This is a genomic window from Roseibium sp. SCP14 (genome assembly GCF_040329475.1).
In the GTDB taxonomy this organism is placed as follows: domain Bacteria; phylum Pseudomonadota; class Alphaproteobacteria; order Rhizobiales; family Stappiaceae; genus Roseibium.
In genome coordinates this window covers 427,013-445,163 of record NZ_JBDZYH010000003.1, presented here as the reverse complement: position 1 = coordinate 445,163, position 18,151 = coordinate 427,013, and the positions used below count along the sequence as shown (strand labels likewise).

Here is an 18,151-nt window from a genome sequence, read left to right as displayed (position 1 = left end):
GCGTTAACGAACCAGATTCACCAGCTGCTCAAGCAGGTCGGAACCGGCCTTGAAAACTTGCGAATTTGCGGTGTAGGTGCGTTGGGACTCGATCATGGAAGTCAGCTCGTTACCGAGATCCACGTTGGAGTCCTCAAGCCCGCCAACCTTGATGTTGCCCATGCCGCCTTCTCCGGCGAAACCGACACGGACATCGCCTGAATCAACCGATGGGCTGTAGACGTTGCCGGATTTCGGATCCAGCTTGTCGGGACTTGGAACGTTGGCTAGCGGGATCTGATAGATGGCTCTGCGATCACCGTTGGTGTAAATCGCGTAAAGTGTTCCATCGGTGTCAAACTCGACATTCTTCACGGAGCTCGGCGCGTTGCCGTCAGCATCGACGTTTGTGACCGTAAAATCAGCGTTCAGGTAAGTCGATTGCGCAAGATCGATGTCGAATGTGCTGCCGTTCGGGACGGTAATGTTGATATCCGTCGGGCTGGCACCGGTGAGATTCCCGTTGGTTACGTCAAATGTCAGCGTTTGTGTGTTTAACGCCGGCGAGGAATAGGGAAAGCCACCACCTGGTGCGGCATCCGCCGCGTTGTAAACTGCAACTTCCCAGTCAGAATCTGCTGCTGTCTCCGTGACCTTGGAATAATAGACGTCCAGTTTCACTTCGTTGCCGAGATTGTCGTAAACGATCATCGAGGTCTTGTGTGAGAAGCTTGACGTTGCGACGTTTGCAGACGGTAGATCCGCCGCCGGCACAATTGCCGCGTCTTCGCTCACATTGACCCTGAGAAACGCATTGCTCGTTGGTGTAGCTTCAAGCTGGTTCTGCGTTGTGTTGATCCGCTCCAGGCCCCCAAGGCCATTTGCCACGGTCGTTGGTGCCGTACCATCGGTCACAGGATATCCTTGAAGGTAGTAACCTGCGGTGTTGACCAGATAACCGTCGCCATCTGGTACGAAATGGCCCGCCCGGGTCAGGTAGTTTTCACCAGCCTCGTTCGCCACGACAAAGAAGCCATTGCCATCAACCGCAAGGTCGGTCTTGGAAGTGGTGAAACTGATATTGCCCTGCTTGGTCACCTGATATTGTGTATGAGCCTCAACACCGCCGGAATTGAACGTTCCGGAGCCCTGCGAAACCACGAGTGAGGAAAATGCAGACTCAGCTCTCTTGTAGCCGGTCGTGCTCGAGTTCATGATGTTCTCAGCAACTGTTCCAAGTTTGCTGGATTGTGCGTTCATGCCTGAAACGCCGCTGCGCATCACTCCGAAAAGGCCCATGACAGGTCTCCTGTGTCCAAATCAACTGATCACAGTCAAACCGACCTAACTTGCGTGAAGCTGTTCCTTCGAAAGAATTTATTGTTTATATTCAGATACTTAATTATCTAAAATTTTATCCATCAGGTAAAAGGAAACAAGTTTTAAGTTAGTTCCATGATTACGCTTTGCCGGAAGAACAGAACTTCTTGGAGTTCTTTGTCCATTTACCAAATCCGGCAGAGACCATGTTCCGGATCACGGTGCAAACATACCGTTTCTGTGCCGGGTTGTTATTGGGGCCGGCATGATATCTGGCCACCGCCATAGTCCACGACCCTTGTCGAGTGCGGAGCTCTTTTAAGAACCTGGCTGCGTACTGAACGTTTGCACGTGGTTCGAGCATATGATCGACAGACCGGAACTGGTCACCGTGATAGTGGTGGTTGATCTGCATGCACCCGATATCGATAAGCTTCTTGCCGTGCTTGCGCGCATTGGTCACGTCGCGTTTGGCGGCCTGTCTGCTTGGCGGAAAAACAGATTTCCCTTCAATATTCAGTGCGTAGGGATAAAGAGAGTTTCTCCGTCCGGTTTCCGTCAGTCCAACGGCATAAAGAACACCCAATGGAACGCCATACTTCTGCGCGGCTGCAACCATTTCCCGCTCACAGATATTTTGCACTTCAGCGTGAGCCGGAACCGCGCAGAGCGCGATGAGACTAAAGATAGATGCCTTCCGAGAGATCGGGCCCAGGACGTTCTTCATCGCTCGTTCCTTTCAGGTTCTCATCTGAATAGACAGGGTCTTCACCGTGACGGTCTGCCCGCTCATTCCGGTGGTCCGAATTGCCATCATTGAAGTTTTGCGCCTGACCGTTTCCATTCGTGTCCCCGTTTGCGCCAGGTTGACCTGACGTGGAGCTGCCGGTCGAAGTGTTCCCGGCCTGAACCGAGAGGCGGTCGTCTGCCGCCTGGACGGCAATCGTCTCGGCCTTGAAACCGGTCGCCCTCAACATCTGATCGAGGAGTTGTCGATCCTGCTTGAGAAGCTCCGCCGTTTGCGCTTTGCTTGTCAGGAGGGTCACCTCGACATCGTCACCGACCATCCTGAGGGACACTTTCACGGTGCCCAGCTCATGAGGCGTCAATTGAATGTCCAGCGTTTTCAAGACAGGTCCCTCAGCCTTGGCGTTAAGACCGGGATGAAGACGTCCGCTGTCCCTCGGAATGTCTTCCAGAAGGTTGGCGATTTGATCTCCCACCTGTTGAGCAGGAGACAAGCGCATGTTGGGAGCAAAATGGGTTTCCTGCCGCAGAACCTTCACTGTGCCCGAAGCTTCTTCCGGCAGAACGCCTTTCCCTGTTAGAGATTCCGGGGCTTTCTCTGGTTCTACGCCAAACTGGGCAAACAGCGAAGACGTGCCGGTCTTTGCGGTCTCTGTCGCATCCGTCCTACCTGTTGGGCGCGCATTGTCACCGGGCTTTCCCGCTGCATCACCAATGGGGCGGCTCAACGCATTGAGATCGATAATTGACGCCCGTTCGCCCTTTCCAGCGGCGATGAGTGCGCCAACCCCAAGCCCAGTCGAAGCGACGGCCCCGTCTGAAGTCTCTTTCGGTCCGGGGAGATCAGTTGCGGGAGTCTCTGGTTCCAGAGAGCGTTGTTCAGTGTCTTTTTGTGAAAGAACGTTCTGGGAGGCCTGACGCAAGGCGTCAGCAAGATTGCTGGTTGAAAACGAAACACGTTCACCAGGTATTCCTGCCTTGTCCTGCTTGCCATCCGATGCCACTGGGGATGTGCCCTCGACTGTCCCCCCATCGGATGCGCCTGAACGCTCGCCGGGGAAACCGGACATGTCCCTTGCGTTTGACCCGCGCTGCCCCCTGTCCTTCATGCCCTCTATGACGGATTGAAATCCGGCGACCGTTTCACCTGAAGACTTTTGCCCTCGCTCTGCCATTTTTCCGTCCGCCGACTTGGCTTGAGAAGGAGGAGCCTGGATCATTGCAGGAGTGTTCACACTCATTGTTTTTCTCCAAGTAGTGCAAGTGAACGACCTGTTCGACGAAGAAGTTTTTCGGCGATTTCCATATCCGCGGTGAGCCAGGACCTTTCGTCCGGCGCGCTGATTCCACTGGCCACGTTGAATTCTCCGATGACATTTTCGGGCGGTTCGGGAAAATGCCGAACGGAATTCAAGACCGTATAAACACCATCCAGAAGTTCCAGATCTTCCTTTGCAAGCATCGCCTTGTTGATTGACCAAAGGAGGTCCCGGTTTGCGGACATGTCTTCCGGATCAAGTCTGGTGGCCGACAGGTAGACCTTCAAGATCTCCTTTTCCTTGGTTCCATCAACCGCAAGAAAAAGAGCTTCGTCTGTCGATTTGCGCGCTACATTCAAATGTCCGGCCAATAGGGCTGACCGTGCTAGCCGCAAATAGAGCCCTCTCCTGGAATCAGCGTCGAACTCACGGAGTACGTCATCGAGCAAGGCAAACTTGTCTTCACTTTGAACGAAACCAAGAGTGTCGAGGGCAAGCGCAAACCGGCGGCGAAAATCGCCTGCGTAAACAGATGATCTGAAACGACGCAAATAGCGAATACTTAGAACCCGGAACCTCGCGACATCACCCATCATTCCTGCAACAAAAACTTCTCTTCGAAGAGCGGCCTCTTCGACCAGTGTTCCCGGCATCAGCAGGCTGGCGACCTGAAGCAATTCCATCGCCTTGGCCGGTTCTGAGCGTATGAATGGGGCCGCCTTGACCAGAGCAACGTGCCCGCCCAGGGAAGAAGGCAAGTCTAACGGATCAATTTCGCTGAGCAGCTCCTGCATGTCCTCTTCACGGCCTTCCACATAGGCAAGCGAAGCTTCCATCAGTCTTCTGTCTATTGCCGGCAACGGATCGATGGACAGCAGATGCTTCATGACCCCCGGGTGCCCGCCACTGAGCAAGTGGATAACGGCCGCTCTAGCGTTTCGAGGATCCTGCCAGACTTCAACAGCAACCTTGAGATACGCCTCGTCCATTTTTGCCAGCAACGTTCGTTGGGCTTGCAGGGCATGGGTGTTTCCCTGAGCAATCTGCTCCTGAAGTCCCTGCAGCGATCTGGTCATCTTGAAAGGGGCGGCGTCATTCGGCTCATCTCGCAGACCTTCTGCCCGGCTGCCATTCGCAACGCACACCGCGATGCCAATAGTCGCGATCACACCAAGAAATCCGCTAATCTTCATCGAAAGGACACGCATCACTCAGCGCCCTCCAGAAGATAGATCTCAATTCTCCTGTTGCTTGCGGCAAACGGATCTTTCGAATTGTTCAAGTGCCGGTCTGCGTATCCTTCGACGCGATCGAACCGGTTCTTGTCCACGCCACCTCGCACGAGCATATAAAGCGCCATGTGAGCCCTTGCTGACGACAGGCGCCAATTGTCGTAGGTCTTACTGCGGAACGGTCGGGCATCCGTATGCCCTTTGATGACAATCTGGCCGGGCGTTTCTGCAACGACCTTGCCGATACGCTTGAGCAGTTTCACCAATTCCGGCCTAGGTTCAGCAGACCCTATGGCAAACATACCGAAGTTCTGATCATCGGTCAGGCTTATGAGGGTCCCTTCGCTCTCGCGCGTCACGGTGATCTTTTCTGCGGTTTCTTCCAAGACAGTCCCCCGGGTGTCACCAAGGACACCCGTAAGTCTCGCAACCAAAACCTCCGCGGTTCCCTGCCCCTCCGGCACGGTTGGACGAACCTGTTCGCTCTCCGTACCGTCCACAAGCATCGAATCGACAACACGGTCTTTCGCAACACCGTTGCGGCCAGTCACATGTGCTACCACCGGGTCCAGTTTTCCTGCATTGACTTTGCGTGCTGGCACCAGGTCCTGGCCCTCGACAATTGTCGCGACCGAAGCAAGCGTTTCGCTCTGTCTGTCTGTGCCTGAGAACTCCTGAAGATCCTGCACCAGCTTGCTGCCACTGACGGTTTGTTGGTCGACTTCAACCGAATGTGCTGCATCGGCAACATCCAGCATACCGATTCCAGGCCCGGCGCCTCCGAGATCCCCAGCAGTTTGCGCCTGCACCGGCGTTTCCACCCCCTCGACACCTCGGCCAGGCCGGAATTGCCAGTACATCGGATCGAACGGATCACGGTAAGCCTGACCTCCCTGGGAGCCTTCTCGCTTCTGCAAACCCGAACCAATGCCTTTCGGATTGGCTTCAAGAGTTTCCTCTACACGTATCTTTTCCGAAAGCGTGTCCAACACTGCATAAGGATCGGAAAACAGGATCGATTCTGAATGAATTTGCGTAAATTGACCTGAGGCGGGCGCCCCACCCTGCTCCGGCTTTTCTTCCGTCTCTTCAATCCGGTGACCAGACTCAAGGCCTTGACCGAAATTTTCGTCCTGATCGACCGGTTCCTCGGATCCGCCAAGTTTGCCCATGAACAGTTTCGCACCGTTCTCGTTGGTGTCTCCATTGATTTGCGGGTCGTTCAGTCCCTTTCGGTTGGGTGCAGTCGAAGCAAGTTTGACTGGATTGAAATACTGGGCGACGCCGCGACGCACGCTGTCATCGGTGACATTGATCAGCCACATCACCAGGAAGAACGCCATCAACGCAGTCATGAAATCCGCGTAGGCGATCTTCCAGACGCCATGGGGCAGGTCTTCGTCTTCCCAACTGTTCTTGCGCCGGACAATGACGATTTCGTTTCCAACACCATCCAGCATCAGTCGGCCTCCCGAAGCAGATTTTCCAATTGACCTACCCATTGGCCCAATCGGGTTTCGATCATGGTTTCGTCAAGCAAGGCGACGAGTTCCAACTCATCCGCAATCTGGACCTCGATCCGGTCCTGAAGGGCTGGAAGTTGTGCAGCGACCTGTTCGACAAGACTTTTCGGACCTCGCAATCGGATCAGCTTGTCGCTGCTGTCCTGGGTCAGCTGACGAAGATTTTCAGCAAAGGCCGACACAAGCTGTGTGGTGACCTGTTCCTTCAGGAAAGACTGCAGCAGTCTGGAGAGCGAATAGGAAATGCGTTGCTCCATGACATCCAGAAAACGCTCGATGGCCGCACTGACATTCGCCGCTTCGCGCATATCGAATTTGATCTGCTCTTCTTCCAAAGATTTTTCATGCGCCTCGCGGGCACTTTCCAGAAGCGTTTCATAGTGCGCGCGAGTTCGCTCTTCCCCTTCACAGCGTCCACGCTCGAATTCTGCTTGCAGCCTGTCTTCTTCGCTCGGCTGAGAGACAGGACCTTCGTCCGGCTCAAGCACGTCCACCAACGCCGGATCGTACGCTCCGAGGGCCTTGAACTTCGGTATGGAAAGTACCGGTATGTGAGAAGCAGCAGAGGTCGACATTAGACACGCTCCGATTCATAGAGCCATTGACGCAGGATCGCTGCAGATTGCTCTTCGTTGAATTCCAGCAACGATTCCAGTTTTTTCAGAGCGGATTGGTTGCGCTTGCTGTTCAGGTCCTGAAGCAGATCGGAATGATCAGGCGGCACCAGGTAGGTCTGTTCGCCTTCCATCGCCTCGGTGTCGACTTCGACGCCTTCAGGCAGCATGCCGAGTTCAGCAATTTCCGCTTGAGGCTTGGCGACCTGAGGCACCAGGGCAGCAACAGCCGGGCGCAAACCGAACCAGATCACCAGCATGGAAACCGTCAGTATGGCCAGAGCATTGATGATGTTGCCGGACTGGCGCAGCAGATACTCCGAAATGCTGATCGGCGGGATCGGCTCCATCGCACGGCCGCCGTCAACAAAATCAACGACCGCCACTTTGACGTGGTCCCCACGTGCTTCCTCAATGCCGGCCGAAGAGGCCACAAGCGCTTCAATTTCCGTCAGCTGCTCATCGAGCTGCGCCTGGGTCGGATCGCCACCAAGAGACTGAGCAAGCCGGGTCTGGTCGACGAGAACTGCGATCGAAAGTTTTGCAACCCGATAGCCGTCTTGTGACGTTTCGATCCGTTTCGAGGAGATTTCGTAGTTGACCGTTTCCTCGCGGCGTTCGTTCTCTTCGGTCGACCTTTCACCGTTTTCTGCCGCCACGTCTTCTTCGGGCAAGTTCTGTTCCACGGTTGTCGGAGCAGACGTACTGGAATTCTGCGCGTTTTCATTTTCCCGGATCGTTCGAACCGACCGCTCAATCCGGGAATCCGGGTCGTAGATCGTTTCCGCGATCATTTTCCGGTCTGTATTGAGCTCCGCGGCAACGCTAACCTGAAAATTGTCCAGTCCGAGATACGGCGTCAGTGTCTTCCGGATATTCTCCTGGATCCGGTTACTGACCGCGGTTTCAAGGCTTGCCATTTGACCGGCTGAAGCCTTGGTTGGGTCTTTGCCCGCGGCAAGAATTCCGCCGGATGTATCAAGAACCGTAACCTTGTTCGCCTCCATTCCAGGAACGCCGGCAGCGACCAGGTGCCGAATGGCGTCGGCGGTCCGAACATCGTCAGGGACATCGGATCTGATCACGACCGAGGCAGACGGGGGCTGCTGATCGCGCCGGAAAGATCCTTTTTCCGGCAGCACGATGTGAACACGCGCTGCGCGGATGCCTTTCATCAACTGGATGGTCCGGGCAAGCTCGCCTTCAAGCGCCCGGACACGCGTGACTTCCTGCATGAAGGATGTCAGCCCCAGAGATCCCAGCTCATCAAACAACTCGTATCCGGAGTTTGCTCCACGCGGCAGTCCTTTTTCGGCGAGCAACATGCGCGCCTTGGCAGTTTGGGCGTGACTCACCATGACCGCGCTTCCGTCCGAACTGATGTCGAACGGGATACCTGCGTCCCGCAAGGCCGCGCCTATGCGGGTTACATCTTCTCCATCAAGACCGGTATAGAGAGCTGCCTGTTCGGGACGGCTCAGATAGTAGGCGCCGGCACCAACGGTTGCGATTGTAGCGAGACCGATCAAAGCGAGCGCGACCAGTCTACGCACTCCCAGCTCCATCAGGTTTGCCCAAAGTTTTTCGGCGTGTTCACGGCCCGGCATGCATCACCCTTTCATGCACGTATGTTCTGGTTTCCGCCACTATGGGAAATGGACCTTGCGCGAGCCTGTCATCTACCTGGCGAAACAAAAAAAGACCGCGCCCCGAAAGGCGCGGTCCTCTTTTCCGAATAACCGCTTGGATTAACGGAACAGGGACAGAATGTTCTGAGAGCCCTGGTTTGCGATCGACAGAGCCTGGATACCAAGCTGCTGCTGTGTCTGCAGAGCCTGAAGACGTGTCGATTCCTTGTTCATGTCAGCATCAACCAGCTGTCCGACACCACGGTCGATGGCATCACGCAGCGCAGACACGAAGTCTGTCTGAAGGTCTACGCGGCTCTTCACTGAACCAAGGGTGGTTGCAGCGTCAGTGATGTCGCCGAGGGCGGCATCAATGCCGGCGATCACAGTATCCAGACCAGCAAGGTCAGCGTCGGTCACAGCGGAGATATCAAGATCCGCAATACCGTCACCGGTGATGTTGGTCAGGGCTGCGAAGCCACGGTCCTGATCGAGGATGCCGGATTGGTCGGCAGCATCGTAAAGTTCAGTTCCGGTGGTGTCGACGGTGACGGTCTGAATGGTGATTGCACCACCAGCACGTGAGAAGGATGCCACGATATCCTTGTTGGCAGCATAGCCTGCTGCACCGGAGTCGACAGACAACCAGTTTTCACCGTTGAAGACAGCCGAGTCAGCCGTATTTTTCAGCTGGTTCTGCAGCTCGTTGATGTCAGACTGGATCTTGCCGCGGTCAACACCCGGAGTACGAGCAGCAACGACTTTGGCTTTGATTTCGTTCATGACATCAACGGTGCTGTCCATGGCAGTGTACATAACGTCGACGGTCGCAGCACCCAGACCCAGAGAGTCTTCAACGGCGCCAAGAGCCATGTTATCGGAACGCATGGTTGTTGCGATGGACCAGTAAGCTGCGTTGTCTTCCGCGCCGGAAACACGATAACCCGTGGAGATGCGGTTCTGCGTCTCGGCCAGGTTTGCGTTCGTGCTCCGCAGGGTCTGCAGAGCGGTCATTGCGGAAGCGTTCGTCATCAAGCTAGACATGATATGTCCCTTTCAATGTTTCAGTAGGTACTGGAATTGGCATGGGACATGCCGGGTTCTCACCGGCACAACAGGAGCAGCTTCATGCTTTTGAACCGAGAGCAATACGGTTCAACCTGCTGTGAAAATGACACTAGCGGTCCAATCTTGCGCGAACCTTACGCAGATCACTTGAATTCGATCTTTTTGAACTTCAATCCCATTAATCGACAAAGTCGCTGAAATTTAAATCGTGAGCGATAAAAAAGCGGGGCCGCAGGGCCCCGCTCATTTCATATTCGTTTTCATAGACTTTTTAGAAGAAGGAACGAACCAGGCTGCCCACTAATAGGTTCCAACCATCGATCAGAACAAAGAACAGGGCTTTGAACGGTAGAGAAATGACCGTGGGCGGCAGCATCATCATGCCCATGGACATCGTAATCGTGGCCACAATCATGTCGATCACGAGAAAGGGCAGCGCGATCAAAAAGCCGATTTCAAATCCTCGGCGAAGTTCAGAGATCATGAATGCCGGAATGAGAACTCGCAGCTCAACGTCTTCAGCACTTGCCGCTTCCGTTTCCGTCACTCGGCCGGCTGCAAGATCGTCAAAAAGAACGAGGTCCTCCTCCCTCACCTGGCTCAACATGAATTCCCTGAACGGAGTTGAAATCCGAACATAAGCTTCCTGCTCCGAAATCTCGTTGTTCATGAGCGGCTGCACGCCTTCTTCCCATGCTTTGTCGAAGGTCGGGCCCATAACATAGAAAGTCATGAAAAGAGCGAGCGATATGAGGATCAGATTTCCCGGTGTCGTCTGCAATCCGATGCCGGACCGCAAAAAGGAGAACGCGATGACAAACCGGGTAAAGCTGGTCACCATGATCAAAATGCCGGGCGCCAGTGAAAGCACCGTCAGAAGTGCGATGACCTGAATGATCCGGCCACTTGCACTCCCTTCGCCTTCCGGCAGCAGAGACGACAAATCGGGAACCTGTGCGAGAGCGCCGTTCGTCAGGAACAGAACAAGGACACCTGAAAGGAGCAGCCGGATCATTGAACAACCACCGACTCCAGAATGACTTCGCTGACCTGCCCTTTGGTACGTGTTTTCGCCCTCTCAGTCAGATCTTCGCGCAAATGCTGCAGGCCAACCCCGCCTTCCAGATGGCTCAATGTGAGCGTGCGCATGTAACTGAGGAAGTCGTCCTCAACCTTCTTCCGCAAGACACCGACATCCCGGTCTTCTTCATCTACCAACAGGATAGAAGCCTTCACTCGGATCCAGGCTTCCTGGGGGGACGCCAGGTTGGTCACCAGCGGATCCAGTTTCTGAAGCCGTGTCGAAGCGGCAAAGGGAAGAGTGTCTGCGAAGGATTGCTGCTGGCGGAGCCGCCCATGGACCTCCTGCTCCGTATAACTGGAAACGTAAGCAGCCAGCCCAGCGCCCGCGCCGCCCCCAATCAACGTCAACAAGATCAAAGCAGCGACGAAACCGCCATTGCGTGCAGGTTGAGACGCTCCATCCAGCGGAGCTTCAAGTAAGTTGGACATATACGTTTCCCGTTGGTTCCGGTCTGCGGATTAGAAAGGCGTGATGATGTCGTAGATCTGCTGCCCCCAGGCGGGTTGCTGCACCTCGGTTATGCGACCACGCCCACCATAGGAAACCCGAGCTTCCGCAATCTTGTCGTAGGGAATGGTGTTGTTGCTCTGGATATCCCGCGGTCTGACAATTCCCGCGATCTGCAGAATGCGCATTTCATAGTTCACCCGCACTTCCTGCGATCCGGAAATGACAAGATTTCCGTTCGGCAAACGGTCCGTTACAACCGCTGCGACAGACAGCTGAATCTCTTCAGAGCGATCGATGGATCCTGAGCCTGCAGAACCGGAACCTGAATCAATATCCAGATTGGCCTCACCGTTGCTTGTATTGCCATCCCACGTCGCACCTACAGAACCACCGATCCCGATATCGGATGTCCGACGCCGATCGGAACTGTTGTCCAGATTTGCCTTGTCGTTGATATGGATGGTCACCGTGAGAACATCGCCGACCTTCTTTGCTCGCGGATCCGAGAAGAAGTTGTCACGCCCATTCATCCAGAGAGAGTTGTAATCCTTGATACCGCCTGGCCCGAAGGTGCTGAGTGGATAGACCGCCGTCGATTGCGTTGCCAGCCCGTATCCGACAGGCGACATCTCCGGCGCCTTGCCGATATCTTCCAATTGACCGGCACACCCGGAAAGCAGCATCGCTCCAAGGGAAATGAAAATCGCTCGCATCAGAAACTCCGTTGTGCTTCCGGGTAGGTCAGACCCATCATCGATTGGGTCAGTTGTGCGGCCCTGGAGGGCTCCATTTCATCGAGAATGCTGCTGGCGACGCGGGCCTTCAGTTTCAAGAGAACACCAACAGCCGCCTCTTCATCCGTCGTCGACAGTTGTGCCGCAGCAGCTTCCGGGCGCATGCGTCCAATGATCGTGACGACCTGATCTTCCACTTCGTTGAGCAGATCTTCCCGTCGTTTGACCCAGGTTTCGAACTCGCGCTCTTTACGCTGCAGCTCCGCGATCCTGTCACGCAGGCGGGCTTCCAGACTGATCAGTTTCCAGGTCTGCCACCTGATGCGAGCCTCCGAAGCAGCTTCTGCAATGTTTTGACAATAAAGCTCACTATCTCCCGGAGGGACGATCGTCTCTGCCTTTGGCTTTCCGCGTGGCGACTGCGCGTTCGCCGCTATCGGCCCCACCAAAGCAATCGAAAATGCCAGAGCTGCCAGAAGGCCTGTCCTTCGGCAGGTGTCCAAATTGAAAGGCATAGAGCGCCGTCCTTCATACTGAACCCATTGGCAAGCACATTCGGCGATCGAGCTTGTGCGAGGCTGGCTCTCAAAACAAAAAACGCCGCGTTGACAGCGGCGTTTCAAGGATCACGTTAAGATGTCTCGATGGCTATTGAACGACAAGCTCTGCCTGGAGGGCTCCAGCAGTCTTGATTGCCTGCAGGATCGCAATAATTCCTGTCGGTCGAAGTCCGATCCGGTTGAGACCCCGCACAAGTGTCGGCAAATCAGTTCCACCGACCACAGCCAACTGTCCACCACTCTCCTGCGCATCCACGTAAGTCCTTGGCACAACAACTGTCTGACCATTCTGGGAAAACGGCGACGGCTGAGAAACTTCAGGGGCCTCGGAAATACGGACTGTGAGATTGCCGTGGGTAATCGCTACAGTGGAAATCTGAACATCTTTGCCAATAACAACTGTCCCGGTCCGCTCGTCGATCACCACCTTCGCGGTCTGGTCAGGGCGTACACGAATGGCTTCGATTTCCGAAATGAACCTGGTGATACTCACATGCTTGGGCGGGGCCAGGTGGATGGAACGGTAGTCGCGTTCCTTTGCTACGCGAACACCATATCGCTCCTTGGTGTAGCGATTGATAGCGTCGGTAATACGGACAGCCGTTCTGAAATCGGGATTGCTGAGTTCCAGCACCAGAGCCGGTATTTGTGAAAATTTAGCCGGCAAATCCCGTTCGATCAGACCTCCATTCGGAACTCGCCCAACTGTCGGAATACCCTGGGTCAGACTTTCCGCCTGCCCCAACTCGGCAAAACCCGAAACAGCAACGGGGCCTTGCGCGACCGCGTAGATGTGTCCATCCGCCCCCAACAGCGGTGTAGCCACCAATGTTCCACCTGCGAGCGAAGTCGCATCGCCAAGGGACGAGACGCTGACGTCGATTGTCGAACCCTTTCCAATGAAGGACGGCATTTCCGCTGTGACGACAACGGCTGCAACGTTGCGCGTTCTGAGCCGGGCATCCCGGACGTTCACACCGAGACTGTCAAGCATCGACTGGAGTGACTGCTCGGTGAATGGGGAGTTTCGAAGGCTGTCTCCGGATCCCTTCAGGCCGATCACCAGTCCATACCCGACAAGCTGATTATCCCTAACGCCCTGCAGGCTGGCAATGTCCTTGATCCGCACCATGGCCGAAACCGGAGCAACCGCCATGACCATGGCCAGAAGACCACACACAAACCTGAGCATCGATCAATTCTCCACCCGGATAGTTCCGTCTTCCTGAACCCGGCCAGACACAACCAATCCACTATCAATATTGCGCACCCGCACAAAACTTCCCGCGCCACCATTTTGCAGGGCTTCCACCTGCATGATGATCATGAGCCCATGTTCCCTGAATACGAGCCGGGCGGGTTCTCCACGGTGGACAAGCACCTGCTTTTCAATCGCGTTGAGCGGCACCGGCTGCCCCGGAAGCAACGTTCGGCGCGCGATCATACCAACGAGCTGGCCGCGATGCGTCGACACTGCAAACTGCTGGGCTGTCCGGCTCGGAAACTTTCGCTCAATCAAGTCCTGATGAGAGATCTCGTCTCCGGGATGAATTGTCTGACGCGGAACGGGGAGCTCCACTCCGGCCGCACTAGCAATCTGGCCGAAAGCCGATATGAAAACTGAGAAAAGCAGCAGCCTGACTATCGTGACCATTACACCTGCCCCCTTATCAGCGGATACCATTGGTCACTGTTCCGGCCATCTCGTCCGCAGCCTTCATGACCTTCGAGTTCATCTCGTAACCACGCTGCGCATTGATCAACGCCGTGATTTCCTTCACGGGATCAACATTGGAGCTTTCCAGGTATCCTTGACGGATAACACCAAAACCCGGATCTCCCGGCACACCTGCAACTGGTGTTCCCGAGGCTTCTGTTTCCCTGAAGAGATTTCCGCCTACCGGCTCAAGACCCACATCATTGGCGAAATTGGCAAGTGTTAACTGGCCAAGTTCACGCGGCGCGAGCTCACCATCTACCTTGGCAAACACCTGCCCGGACTCGTTGATCGCAACCTCGATGGTTTCCTCTGGCACGATAATGGCCGGTTCAACCGGGTAACCGTCGATGGTGACAAGTCTGCCATCCGCATTCTTGTTGAAGGAACCCGCACGGGTGTAGAGGGTTTCGTCATCCGGTCCGGTAATCTCGAACCACCCACGCCCGTCCAGAGCAACATCAAACTGGTTCCCGGTGTTCGTCAACGACCCTTGAGCATGAAGCTTGCGAATTCCGGCTGTCTTTACACCAAGGCCGAGTTGCGCACCTTCAGGAACCGGATCTTCACCACCTCTGTTCGGAACTCCCTGAAGTCTTTCCGCCTGATAAAGAAGGTCGGAAAACTCTGCCTGAGAACGCTTGAACGACGTTGTGTTCATATTCGCAATATTGTTGGCAACGACTTCAACGTTCAGCTGCTGAGCGCTCATGCCGGTCGCGGCGATAGCTAGGGCTTTCATCAGGTACTCTCCTAAAACTGAGCCGGATTATCCGGCAGATCCGGAATCACGGATCAGATCGACATGCGGCTGACTTCCTGGTAGGCGGACACCACCTTGTCGCGAATGGCGATAGCTGTCTGCAGGGTCGATTCAGCGGCCATCACCGCTTCAACCACCTGCTGAACCGACGCCTGACCATCAACACCTGATATGGCGGTGGCCTCGCCTTGCTTGATCTTGTCGATTGCGCCTTGCGATACCTGCGCTATCGCATCGCTGAAGCTGCTTTCAGCTACATTTTCCGTTCCGCCAAGGTTCGGGGTGCCAACGGAATATCTTGTCGTGGACGATGTTTTCAGAACACCGTCTGTCGATGATGTAAGAGCGGCAATTTCATTGATCATGATCAGTTCCTCAGCAGGTCGATGTGGCGCATAACCATCTCACGGGCCTGCGTCATGACTTTCAGGTTGGCTTCATAGGAGCGATTGGTCTCGCGCATATCCGCGAGTTCCAGCAGCGTGTTGACGTTCGGCATCTTTACGTAGCCATTCTCGTCCGCGGCCGGGTGTCCTGGATCATATTCAACAGTGAAGGGTGCCTTGTCGGCGCCAACCCCTTTCACGGACACGAGGTTGGCCTGCGTAGCCCTGTTGAATTCACTTTCGAAGGTAATCGTTTTCCGGCGGTAAGGGTCATCGCCCGAGGTTTCGCCGGTCGACCGTGCATTGGCCAGGTTCTCCGAAACGACCCGAAGCCGTTCGGATTGTGCCCTCAAACCCGAACCGGATATCTGAAGCGTTGCTGCAAGCGGATCTGACATGAGAATTTTCCTTATGGCTTCACGGCGGCGAGGTACATGCGATGAAAGGACTTCGCGATACTGGCGTTCAAGGCATGATCGCGCGCGACCTCACCTGCTTTGACCATTTCCTGTTCAAGGCTGACCGAGTTGCCTGAATGGTTCACTGTCCAGCTGTCCGCCTTTTCGACATCGGAAGTTCGTGAGACTTCCATCAGTTGTCCGAGATGACTGTCATGCGTTGCGGTCATCGCAAGTTGCGTTTTGCTGACGACGGACGTGAACGGCTCGAGGTCCTTTGCGCGAAACCCGGGAGTGTTCGCGTTGGCAATGTTTTCGGCAATCGTTGCCTGGCGCACGGACAGCCAGTCATTGTTATGAGAAACAAGTTTGGTCAGGAACACCGGCTCCATCGAGAACCTCCTATCAGTTCAGGTCATCCACTTGGTAAGCAGGCAACCTTGCCCGAGGCTGTTCCGCGCGTGCCCCCCCCTGAACGCCAACACCACAAGCTTCACGCAACCTTCACTGTGCATGCATTGTTGACACGGGATCACCCCGTTCTGGACCGAAACTGCTTGTGAAGAAGAGGAACCGGATGGATTGGCTGACGCATGGCCGTTTTCAAATCCCGGCAAAGTCAAAACTCTGTTCCGGAAAGACCCATCGATCAGCTGCAAGGCTGGTTTTCGTGTCACTGTCGGCGATCTCGACAATTTCATCCGCCTCTTCAGGTGGGCTCCCCATAGACTGTGAGAGTTATGCCCGCGCCTACGCGGACGCCCATACCACCGGCGACCCTTCCGATCTGACGATTGTCGATGGCGCAATGCGCGGCGCTGTCATAGGCGGCGGCTGGAGAGGTCCAGGCGGAGCCCGTCGGGGAGCACTGGCGGGCGGAGCTCTTTCAGTGCTGGATTCGATCGGAAACTATCCAGGAGGATGGCAGGGTATGTATGACCTTGCATACAGGATGTGCCGAAACGGCCAGTCCGGCGTAACCCACAAGCCGATGACTCTCGGTGATCCGTCGTATCGTCCGCGCCCTTCCAGCCCCCAAGAACTTGTCCCTCCACTGCCGCCCCAAAGGCAGTTGCCGCCGATACAAAGTCGCTGAGGAACCACCATGCTCAATTTCCTGAACGCAAAAAAAGAGTCCCTGACGAAAGCCATTCAAAGACGCCTTCATCCCCGTCAGCGAACGAGATTGCGTCCGGCCAAACTCGCCAGCCTCGACAACGAATTCATCTGTGATTGTACAATACGGGACATGTCCGAGGGCGGCGTCAGGCTGGTGTTGAACGAAGACACCGATCTCCCGGAGGAATTCTATGTCTTCGACGCCGTTCCAAGAACAGTAGCGGAAGTCCAGCTACGTTGGCGAAACGGGTTGGCAGCAGGCGTTGTCTACATGGTACCGCCAGCCAGCATCAAACACTTCAGCAACACCGGTGTACGCAAACTCGCACAAAGGCTCTACGCGCTGGAAGGCTAATGCCAGCAACCCAGGCAGCCACAATCTCGGGCGATCGGCGGGTCTTCTCAATTCTAGTTTTCACAATGAATACACTGTAAAACGGGAAAGGAGATTCCCCTGGGGGCATGCGTTCAGATATAGGGCGATTGTTCCCAATCACCTGAGCACGCGGAATGAGCAAAGCACACCCATTTTCCTTCGAGCTACCGGACAAGGTCCTGACGTCTCTGCCAACGGGTGCCGTGAAGGACACAGTGGAGCATCTGGGACAGCGCATTGCCCGCGGTTATTACAAGATGGGCGCAATCCTGCCCAAGGAAGATGAGCTGGTTGACGCGCTTGGTGTATCGCGCACGGTCGTCCGTGAAGCTATCAAGGTCCTATGCGGAAAGGGACTTGTCCGAACCGCCCGGCGATATGGTTCACGAGTTTGCCATTTCGACGACTGGAACCTCCTCGACCCGGATGTCATCCGCTGGCACGATCCTGACAGTCCCCTGACTGCAAGGATCTACTCCGAGGCGACGCACCTGCGTTTCATCTTTGAGCCTGAAGCAGCTGCCCTTGCAGCCCAGAACGCCACTGAAGAGCAGCGAGAAACGATTTTAGCCGCTGCAAAAAGCATTCATCCGGACAACAGCGAGCCCGAAATGATCGGTGCTGACTACGCCTTTCACTCTACGATCCTTCAGGCCAGTGGCAATCTCATGCTCTCCCAGTTGCAAAACCTTATTTATGCGGTGCTGATCTTTTCCTATTCAGCGGATCGGAAAAGAGTTCCGGATGAACAGGTTTCACGCCAATGCCACCTGGAAGTCGCCGAAGCGATCTTATCCGGCGATGCCGAACTTGCCCGCCGGTGCATGCGAGATATGCTGATGCAAAACAAGCTTGTCGCAGAAAAGATTGCCACTTCAACTTCGACAGGACGAGCAACAGATTTCTGAAGTGTTAGCGTTACGCGACTTATCTCTTCACCCAATCAGGTCAAGCCGGACGACAGAACCTGTCCAGGACCTCTAAACCCAAAAAAGGGGTGCGTTGGCCGGCAGATACGTGTCACTCCTGTCTCGCGCATTTCAATCGCCGGAACACCTAGCTGGTGCTTTTCAACACAATCAAACAAGACACTGGTTCAGGACCCGGATTTCATCATTGATCTGCTGAATGCTGCCTTGCGATCAATGGCAACCGTCAAATCAGCCGCGCCGACTACATAGAAGCATTTGTCCA

21 protein-coding genes are annotated in these 18,151 nt (G+C 55.1%); 3 read left to right on the top strand and 18 right to left on the bottom strand.

Going from position 1 to position 18,151, the window contains the following annotated elements; genetic code table 11:
* Positions 1-3 precede the first annotated feature (3 nt).
* From ABLQ08_RS14675 to flgB, 18 genes are all read right to left on the bottom strand, one after another.
* Positions 4-1,278: a flagellar hook protein FlgE gene (locus ABLQ08_RS14675; protein WP_352943569.1), complete on the bottom strand. Its 1,275-nt coding sequence runs from the start codon at positions 1,276-1,278 to the stop codon at positions 4-6.
* Between the two features lie 160 nt (positions 1,279-1,438).
* Positions 1,439-2,026 carry a transglycosylase SLT domain-containing protein gene (locus tag ABLQ08_RS14670; RefSeq protein ID WP_352943567.1) on the bottom strand — a complete coding sequence of 196 codons (588 nt, stop codon included), beginning with the start codon at positions 2,024-2,026 and terminating at the stop codon, positions 1,439-1,441.
* A complete protein-coding gene (locus ABLQ08_RS14665; protein ID WP_352943565.1) occupies positions 1,980-3,287 on the bottom strand; it encodes a flagellar hook-length control protein FliK in 1,308 nt (435 codons plus the stop codon). Before ABLQ08_RS14665 ends, ABLQ08_RS14670 begins: the two co-directional genes overlap by 47 nt.
* Positions 3,284-4,513, bottom strand: coding sequence for a chemotaxis protein (locus tag ABLQ08_RS14660; RefSeq protein ID WP_352944402.1), 1,230 nt, complete (start codon positions 4,511-4,513; stop codon positions 3,284-3,286). Before ABLQ08_RS14660 ends, ABLQ08_RS14665 begins: the two co-directional genes overlap by 4 nt.
* Positions 4,513-5,997, bottom strand: a complete 1,485-nt coding sequence (locus ABLQ08_RS14655) for a MotB family protein (RefSeq protein ID WP_352943563.1) — start codon at positions 5,995-5,997, stop codon at positions 4,513-4,515. The genes ABLQ08_RS14660 and ABLQ08_RS14655 overlap by 1 nt, the downstream gene beginning before the upstream one ends.
* Positions 5,997-6,635 (bottom strand): hypothetical protein, encoded by a 639-nt coding sequence (locus ABLQ08_RS14650; RefSeq protein ID WP_352943561.1) that lies wholly within the window; start codon positions 6,633-6,635, stop codon positions 5,997-5,999. The genes ABLQ08_RS14655 and ABLQ08_RS14650 overlap by 1 nt, the downstream gene beginning before the upstream one ends.
* Complete coding sequence (gene fliF / locus ABLQ08_RS14645) at positions 6,635-8,281, bottom strand: flagellar basal-body MS-ring/collar protein FliF (RefSeq protein WP_352943560.1); 1,647 nt, start codon at positions 8,279-8,281, stop codon at positions 6,635-6,637. Before fliF ends, ABLQ08_RS14650 begins: the two co-directional genes overlap by 1 nt.
* 141 nt (positions 8,282-8,422) lie before the next feature.
* Positions 8,423-9,346: a flagellin gene (locus ABLQ08_RS14640; protein ID WP_352943558.1), complete on the bottom strand. Its 924-nt coding sequence runs from the start codon at positions 9,344-9,346 to the stop codon at positions 8,423-8,425.
* 295 nt (positions 9,347-9,641) lie between these two features.
* On the bottom strand, positions 9,642-10,385 hold the full coding sequence (fliP, locus tag ABLQ08_RS14635; RefSeq protein WP_352943557.1) for a flagellar type III secretion system pore protein FliP: 744 nt from the start codon (positions 10,383-10,385) through the stop codon (positions 9,642-9,644).
* Positions 10,382-10,882 (bottom strand): flagellar basal body-associated FliL family protein, encoded by a 501-nt coding sequence (locus tag ABLQ08_RS14630; RefSeq protein ID WP_352943556.1) that lies wholly within the window; start codon positions 10,880-10,882, stop codon positions 10,382-10,384. The genes fliP and ABLQ08_RS14630 overlap by 4 nt, the downstream gene beginning before the upstream one ends.
* Positions 10,883-10,912: 30 nt before the next feature.
* On the bottom strand, positions 10,913-11,617 hold the full coding sequence (gene flgH, locus ABLQ08_RS14625; RefSeq protein WP_352943554.1) for a flagellar basal body L-ring protein FlgH: 705 nt from the start codon (positions 11,615-11,617) through the stop codon (positions 10,913-10,915).
* The gene (locus ABLQ08_RS14620) at positions 11,617-12,153 is read right to left on the bottom strand and encodes a MotE family protein (protein ID WP_352943553.1); all 537 of its coding nucleotides are present in this window, start codon (positions 12,151-12,153) and stop codon (positions 11,617-11,619) included. The genes flgH and ABLQ08_RS14620 overlap by 1 nt, the downstream gene beginning before the upstream one ends.
* 133 nt (positions 12,154-12,286) lie before the next feature.
* On the bottom strand, positions 12,287-13,390 hold the full coding sequence (gene flgI / locus ABLQ08_RS14615) for a flagellar basal body P-ring protein FlgI (RefSeq protein ID WP_352943551.1): 1,104 nt from the start codon (positions 13,388-13,390) through the stop codon (positions 12,287-12,289).
* Between the two features lie 3 nt (positions 13,391-13,393).
* Positions 13,394-13,852: a flagellar basal body P-ring formation chaperone FlgA gene (gene flgA, locus ABLQ08_RS14610; protein WP_352943549.1), complete on the bottom strand. Its 459-nt coding sequence runs from the start codon at positions 13,850-13,852 to the stop codon at positions 13,394-13,396.
* Between the two features lie 16 nt (positions 13,853-13,868).
* Positions 13,869-14,657 carry a flagellar basal-body rod protein FlgG gene (flgG, locus tag ABLQ08_RS14605; protein ID WP_352943547.1) on the bottom strand — a complete coding sequence of 263 codons (789 nt, stop codon included), beginning with the start codon at positions 14,655-14,657 and terminating at the stop codon, positions 13,869-13,871.
* A 53-nt stretch (positions 14,658-14,710) separates the two neighbouring features.
* Positions 14,711-15,043, bottom strand: a complete 333-nt coding sequence (locus ABLQ08_RS14600) for a flagellar hook-basal body complex protein FliE (protein WP_352943545.1) — start codon at positions 15,041-15,043, stop codon at positions 14,711-14,713.
* Between the two features lie 2 nt (positions 15,044-15,045).
* A complete protein-coding gene (flgC, locus tag ABLQ08_RS14595) occupies positions 15,046-15,462 on the bottom strand; it encodes a flagellar basal body rod protein FlgC (protein WP_352943543.1) in 417 nt (138 codons plus the stop codon).
* Between the two features lie 11 nt (positions 15,463-15,473).
* Positions 15,474-15,854, bottom strand: a complete 381-nt coding sequence (flgB, locus tag ABLQ08_RS14590) for a flagellar basal body rod protein FlgB (protein WP_352943541.1) — start codon at positions 15,852-15,854, stop codon at positions 15,474-15,476.
* 185 nt (positions 15,855-16,039) lie between these two features.
* Here flgB and ABLQ08_RS14585 point away from each other — a divergent pair, with 185 nt between their 5' ends.
* The 3 genes from ABLQ08_RS14585 (at position 16,040) to ABLQ08_RS14575 (ending at position 17,865) form a co-directional block, all read left to right on the top strand.
* On the top strand, positions 16,040-16,558 hold the full coding sequence (locus tag ABLQ08_RS14585) for a hypothetical protein (RefSeq protein WP_352943539.1): 519 nt from the start codon (positions 16,040-16,042) through the stop codon (positions 16,556-16,558).
* Between the two features lie 9 nt (positions 16,559-16,567).
* Entirely contained in the window at positions 16,568-16,936 is a 369-nt protein-coding gene (locus ABLQ08_RS14580) for a PilZ domain-containing protein (RefSeq protein ID WP_352943537.1), read from the top strand.
* 155 nt (positions 16,937-17,091) lie between these two features.
* The gene (locus ABLQ08_RS14575; RefSeq protein ID WP_352943535.1) at positions 17,092-17,865 is read left to right on the top strand and encodes a FadR/GntR family transcriptional regulator; all 774 of its coding nucleotides are present in this window, start codon (positions 17,092-17,094) and stop codon (positions 17,863-17,865) included.
* Positions 17,866-18,151 lie beyond the last annotated feature (286 nt).

Coding starts and splice junctions, on each gene's coding strand:
- ABLQ08_RS14675 (WP_352943569.1), bottom strand. CDS start 1,278: ATGGGCCTTTTCGGAGTGATGCGCAGCGGCGTTTCAGGCATGAACGCA.
- ABLQ08_RS14670 (WP_352943567.1), bottom strand. CDS start 2,026: ATGAAGAACGTCCTGGGCCCGATCTCTCGGAAGGCATCTATCTTTAGT.
- ABLQ08_RS14665 (WP_352943565.1), bottom strand. CDS start 3,287: ATGAGTGTGAACACTCCTGCAATGATCCAGGCTCCTCCTTCTCAAGCC.
- ABLQ08_RS14660 (WP_352944402.1), bottom strand. CDS start 4,513: ATGCGTGTCCTTTCGATGAAGATTAGCGGATTTCTTGGTGTGATCGCG.
- ABLQ08_RS14655 (WP_352943563.1), bottom strand. CDS start 5,997: ATGCTGGATGGTGTTGGAAACGAAATCGTCATTGTCCGGCGCAAGAAC.
- ABLQ08_RS14650 (WP_352943561.1), bottom strand. CDS start 6,635: ATGTCGACCTCTGCTGCTTCTCACATACCGGTACTTTCCATACCGAAG.
- fliF (WP_352943560.1), bottom strand. CDS start 8,281: ATGCCGGGCCGTGAACACGCCGAAAAACTTTGGGCAAACCTGATGGAG.
- ABLQ08_RS14640 (WP_352943558.1), bottom strand. CDS start 9,346: ATGTCTAGCTTGATGACGAACGCTTCCGCAATGACCGCTCTGCAGACC.
- fliP (WP_352943557.1), bottom strand. CDS start 10,385: ATGATCCGGCTGCTCCTTTCAGGTGTCCTTGTTCTGTTCCTGACGAAC.
- ABLQ08_RS14630 (WP_352943556.1), bottom strand. CDS start 10,882: ATGTCCAACTTACTTGAAGCTCCGCTGGATGGAGCGTCTCAACCTGCA.
- flgH (WP_352943554.1), bottom strand. CDS start 11,617: ATGCGAGCGATTTTCATTTCCCTTGGAGCGATGCTGCTTTCCGGGTGT.
- ABLQ08_RS14620 (WP_352943553.1), bottom strand. CDS start 12,153: ATGCCTTTCAATTTGGACACCTGCCGAAGGACAGGCCTTCTGGCAGCT.
- flgI (WP_352943551.1), bottom strand. CDS start 13,390: ATGCTCAGGTTTGTGTGTGGTCTTCTGGCCATGGTCATGGCGGTTGCT.
- flgA (WP_352943549.1), bottom strand. CDS start 13,852: ATGGTCACGATAGTCAGGCTGCTGCTTTTCTCAGTTTTCATATCGGCT.
- flgG (WP_352943547.1), bottom strand. CDS start 14,657: ATGAAAGCCCTAGCTATCGCCGCGACCGGCATGAGCGCTCAGCAGCTG.
- ABLQ08_RS14600 (WP_352943545.1), bottom strand. CDS start 15,043: ATGATCAATGAAATTGCCGCTCTTACATCATCGACAGACGGTGTTCTG.
- flgC (WP_352943543.1), bottom strand. CDS start 15,462: ATGTCAGATCCGCTTGCAGCAACGCTTCAGATATCCGGTTCGGGTTTG.
- flgB (WP_352943541.1), bottom strand. CDS start 15,854: ATGGAGCCGGTGTTCCTGACCAAACTTGTTTCTCATAACAATGACTGG.
- ABLQ08_RS14585 (WP_352943539.1), top strand. CDS start 16,040: ATGGATTGGCTGACGCATGGCCGTTTTCAAATCCCGGCAAAGTCAAAA.
- ABLQ08_RS14580 (WP_352943537.1), top strand. CDS start 16,568: ATGCTCAATTTCCTGAACGCAAAAAAAGAGTCCCTGACGAAAGCCATT.
- ABLQ08_RS14575 (WP_352943535.1), top strand. CDS start 17,092: ATGAGCAAAGCACACCCATTTTCCTTCGAGCTACCGGACAAGGTCCTG.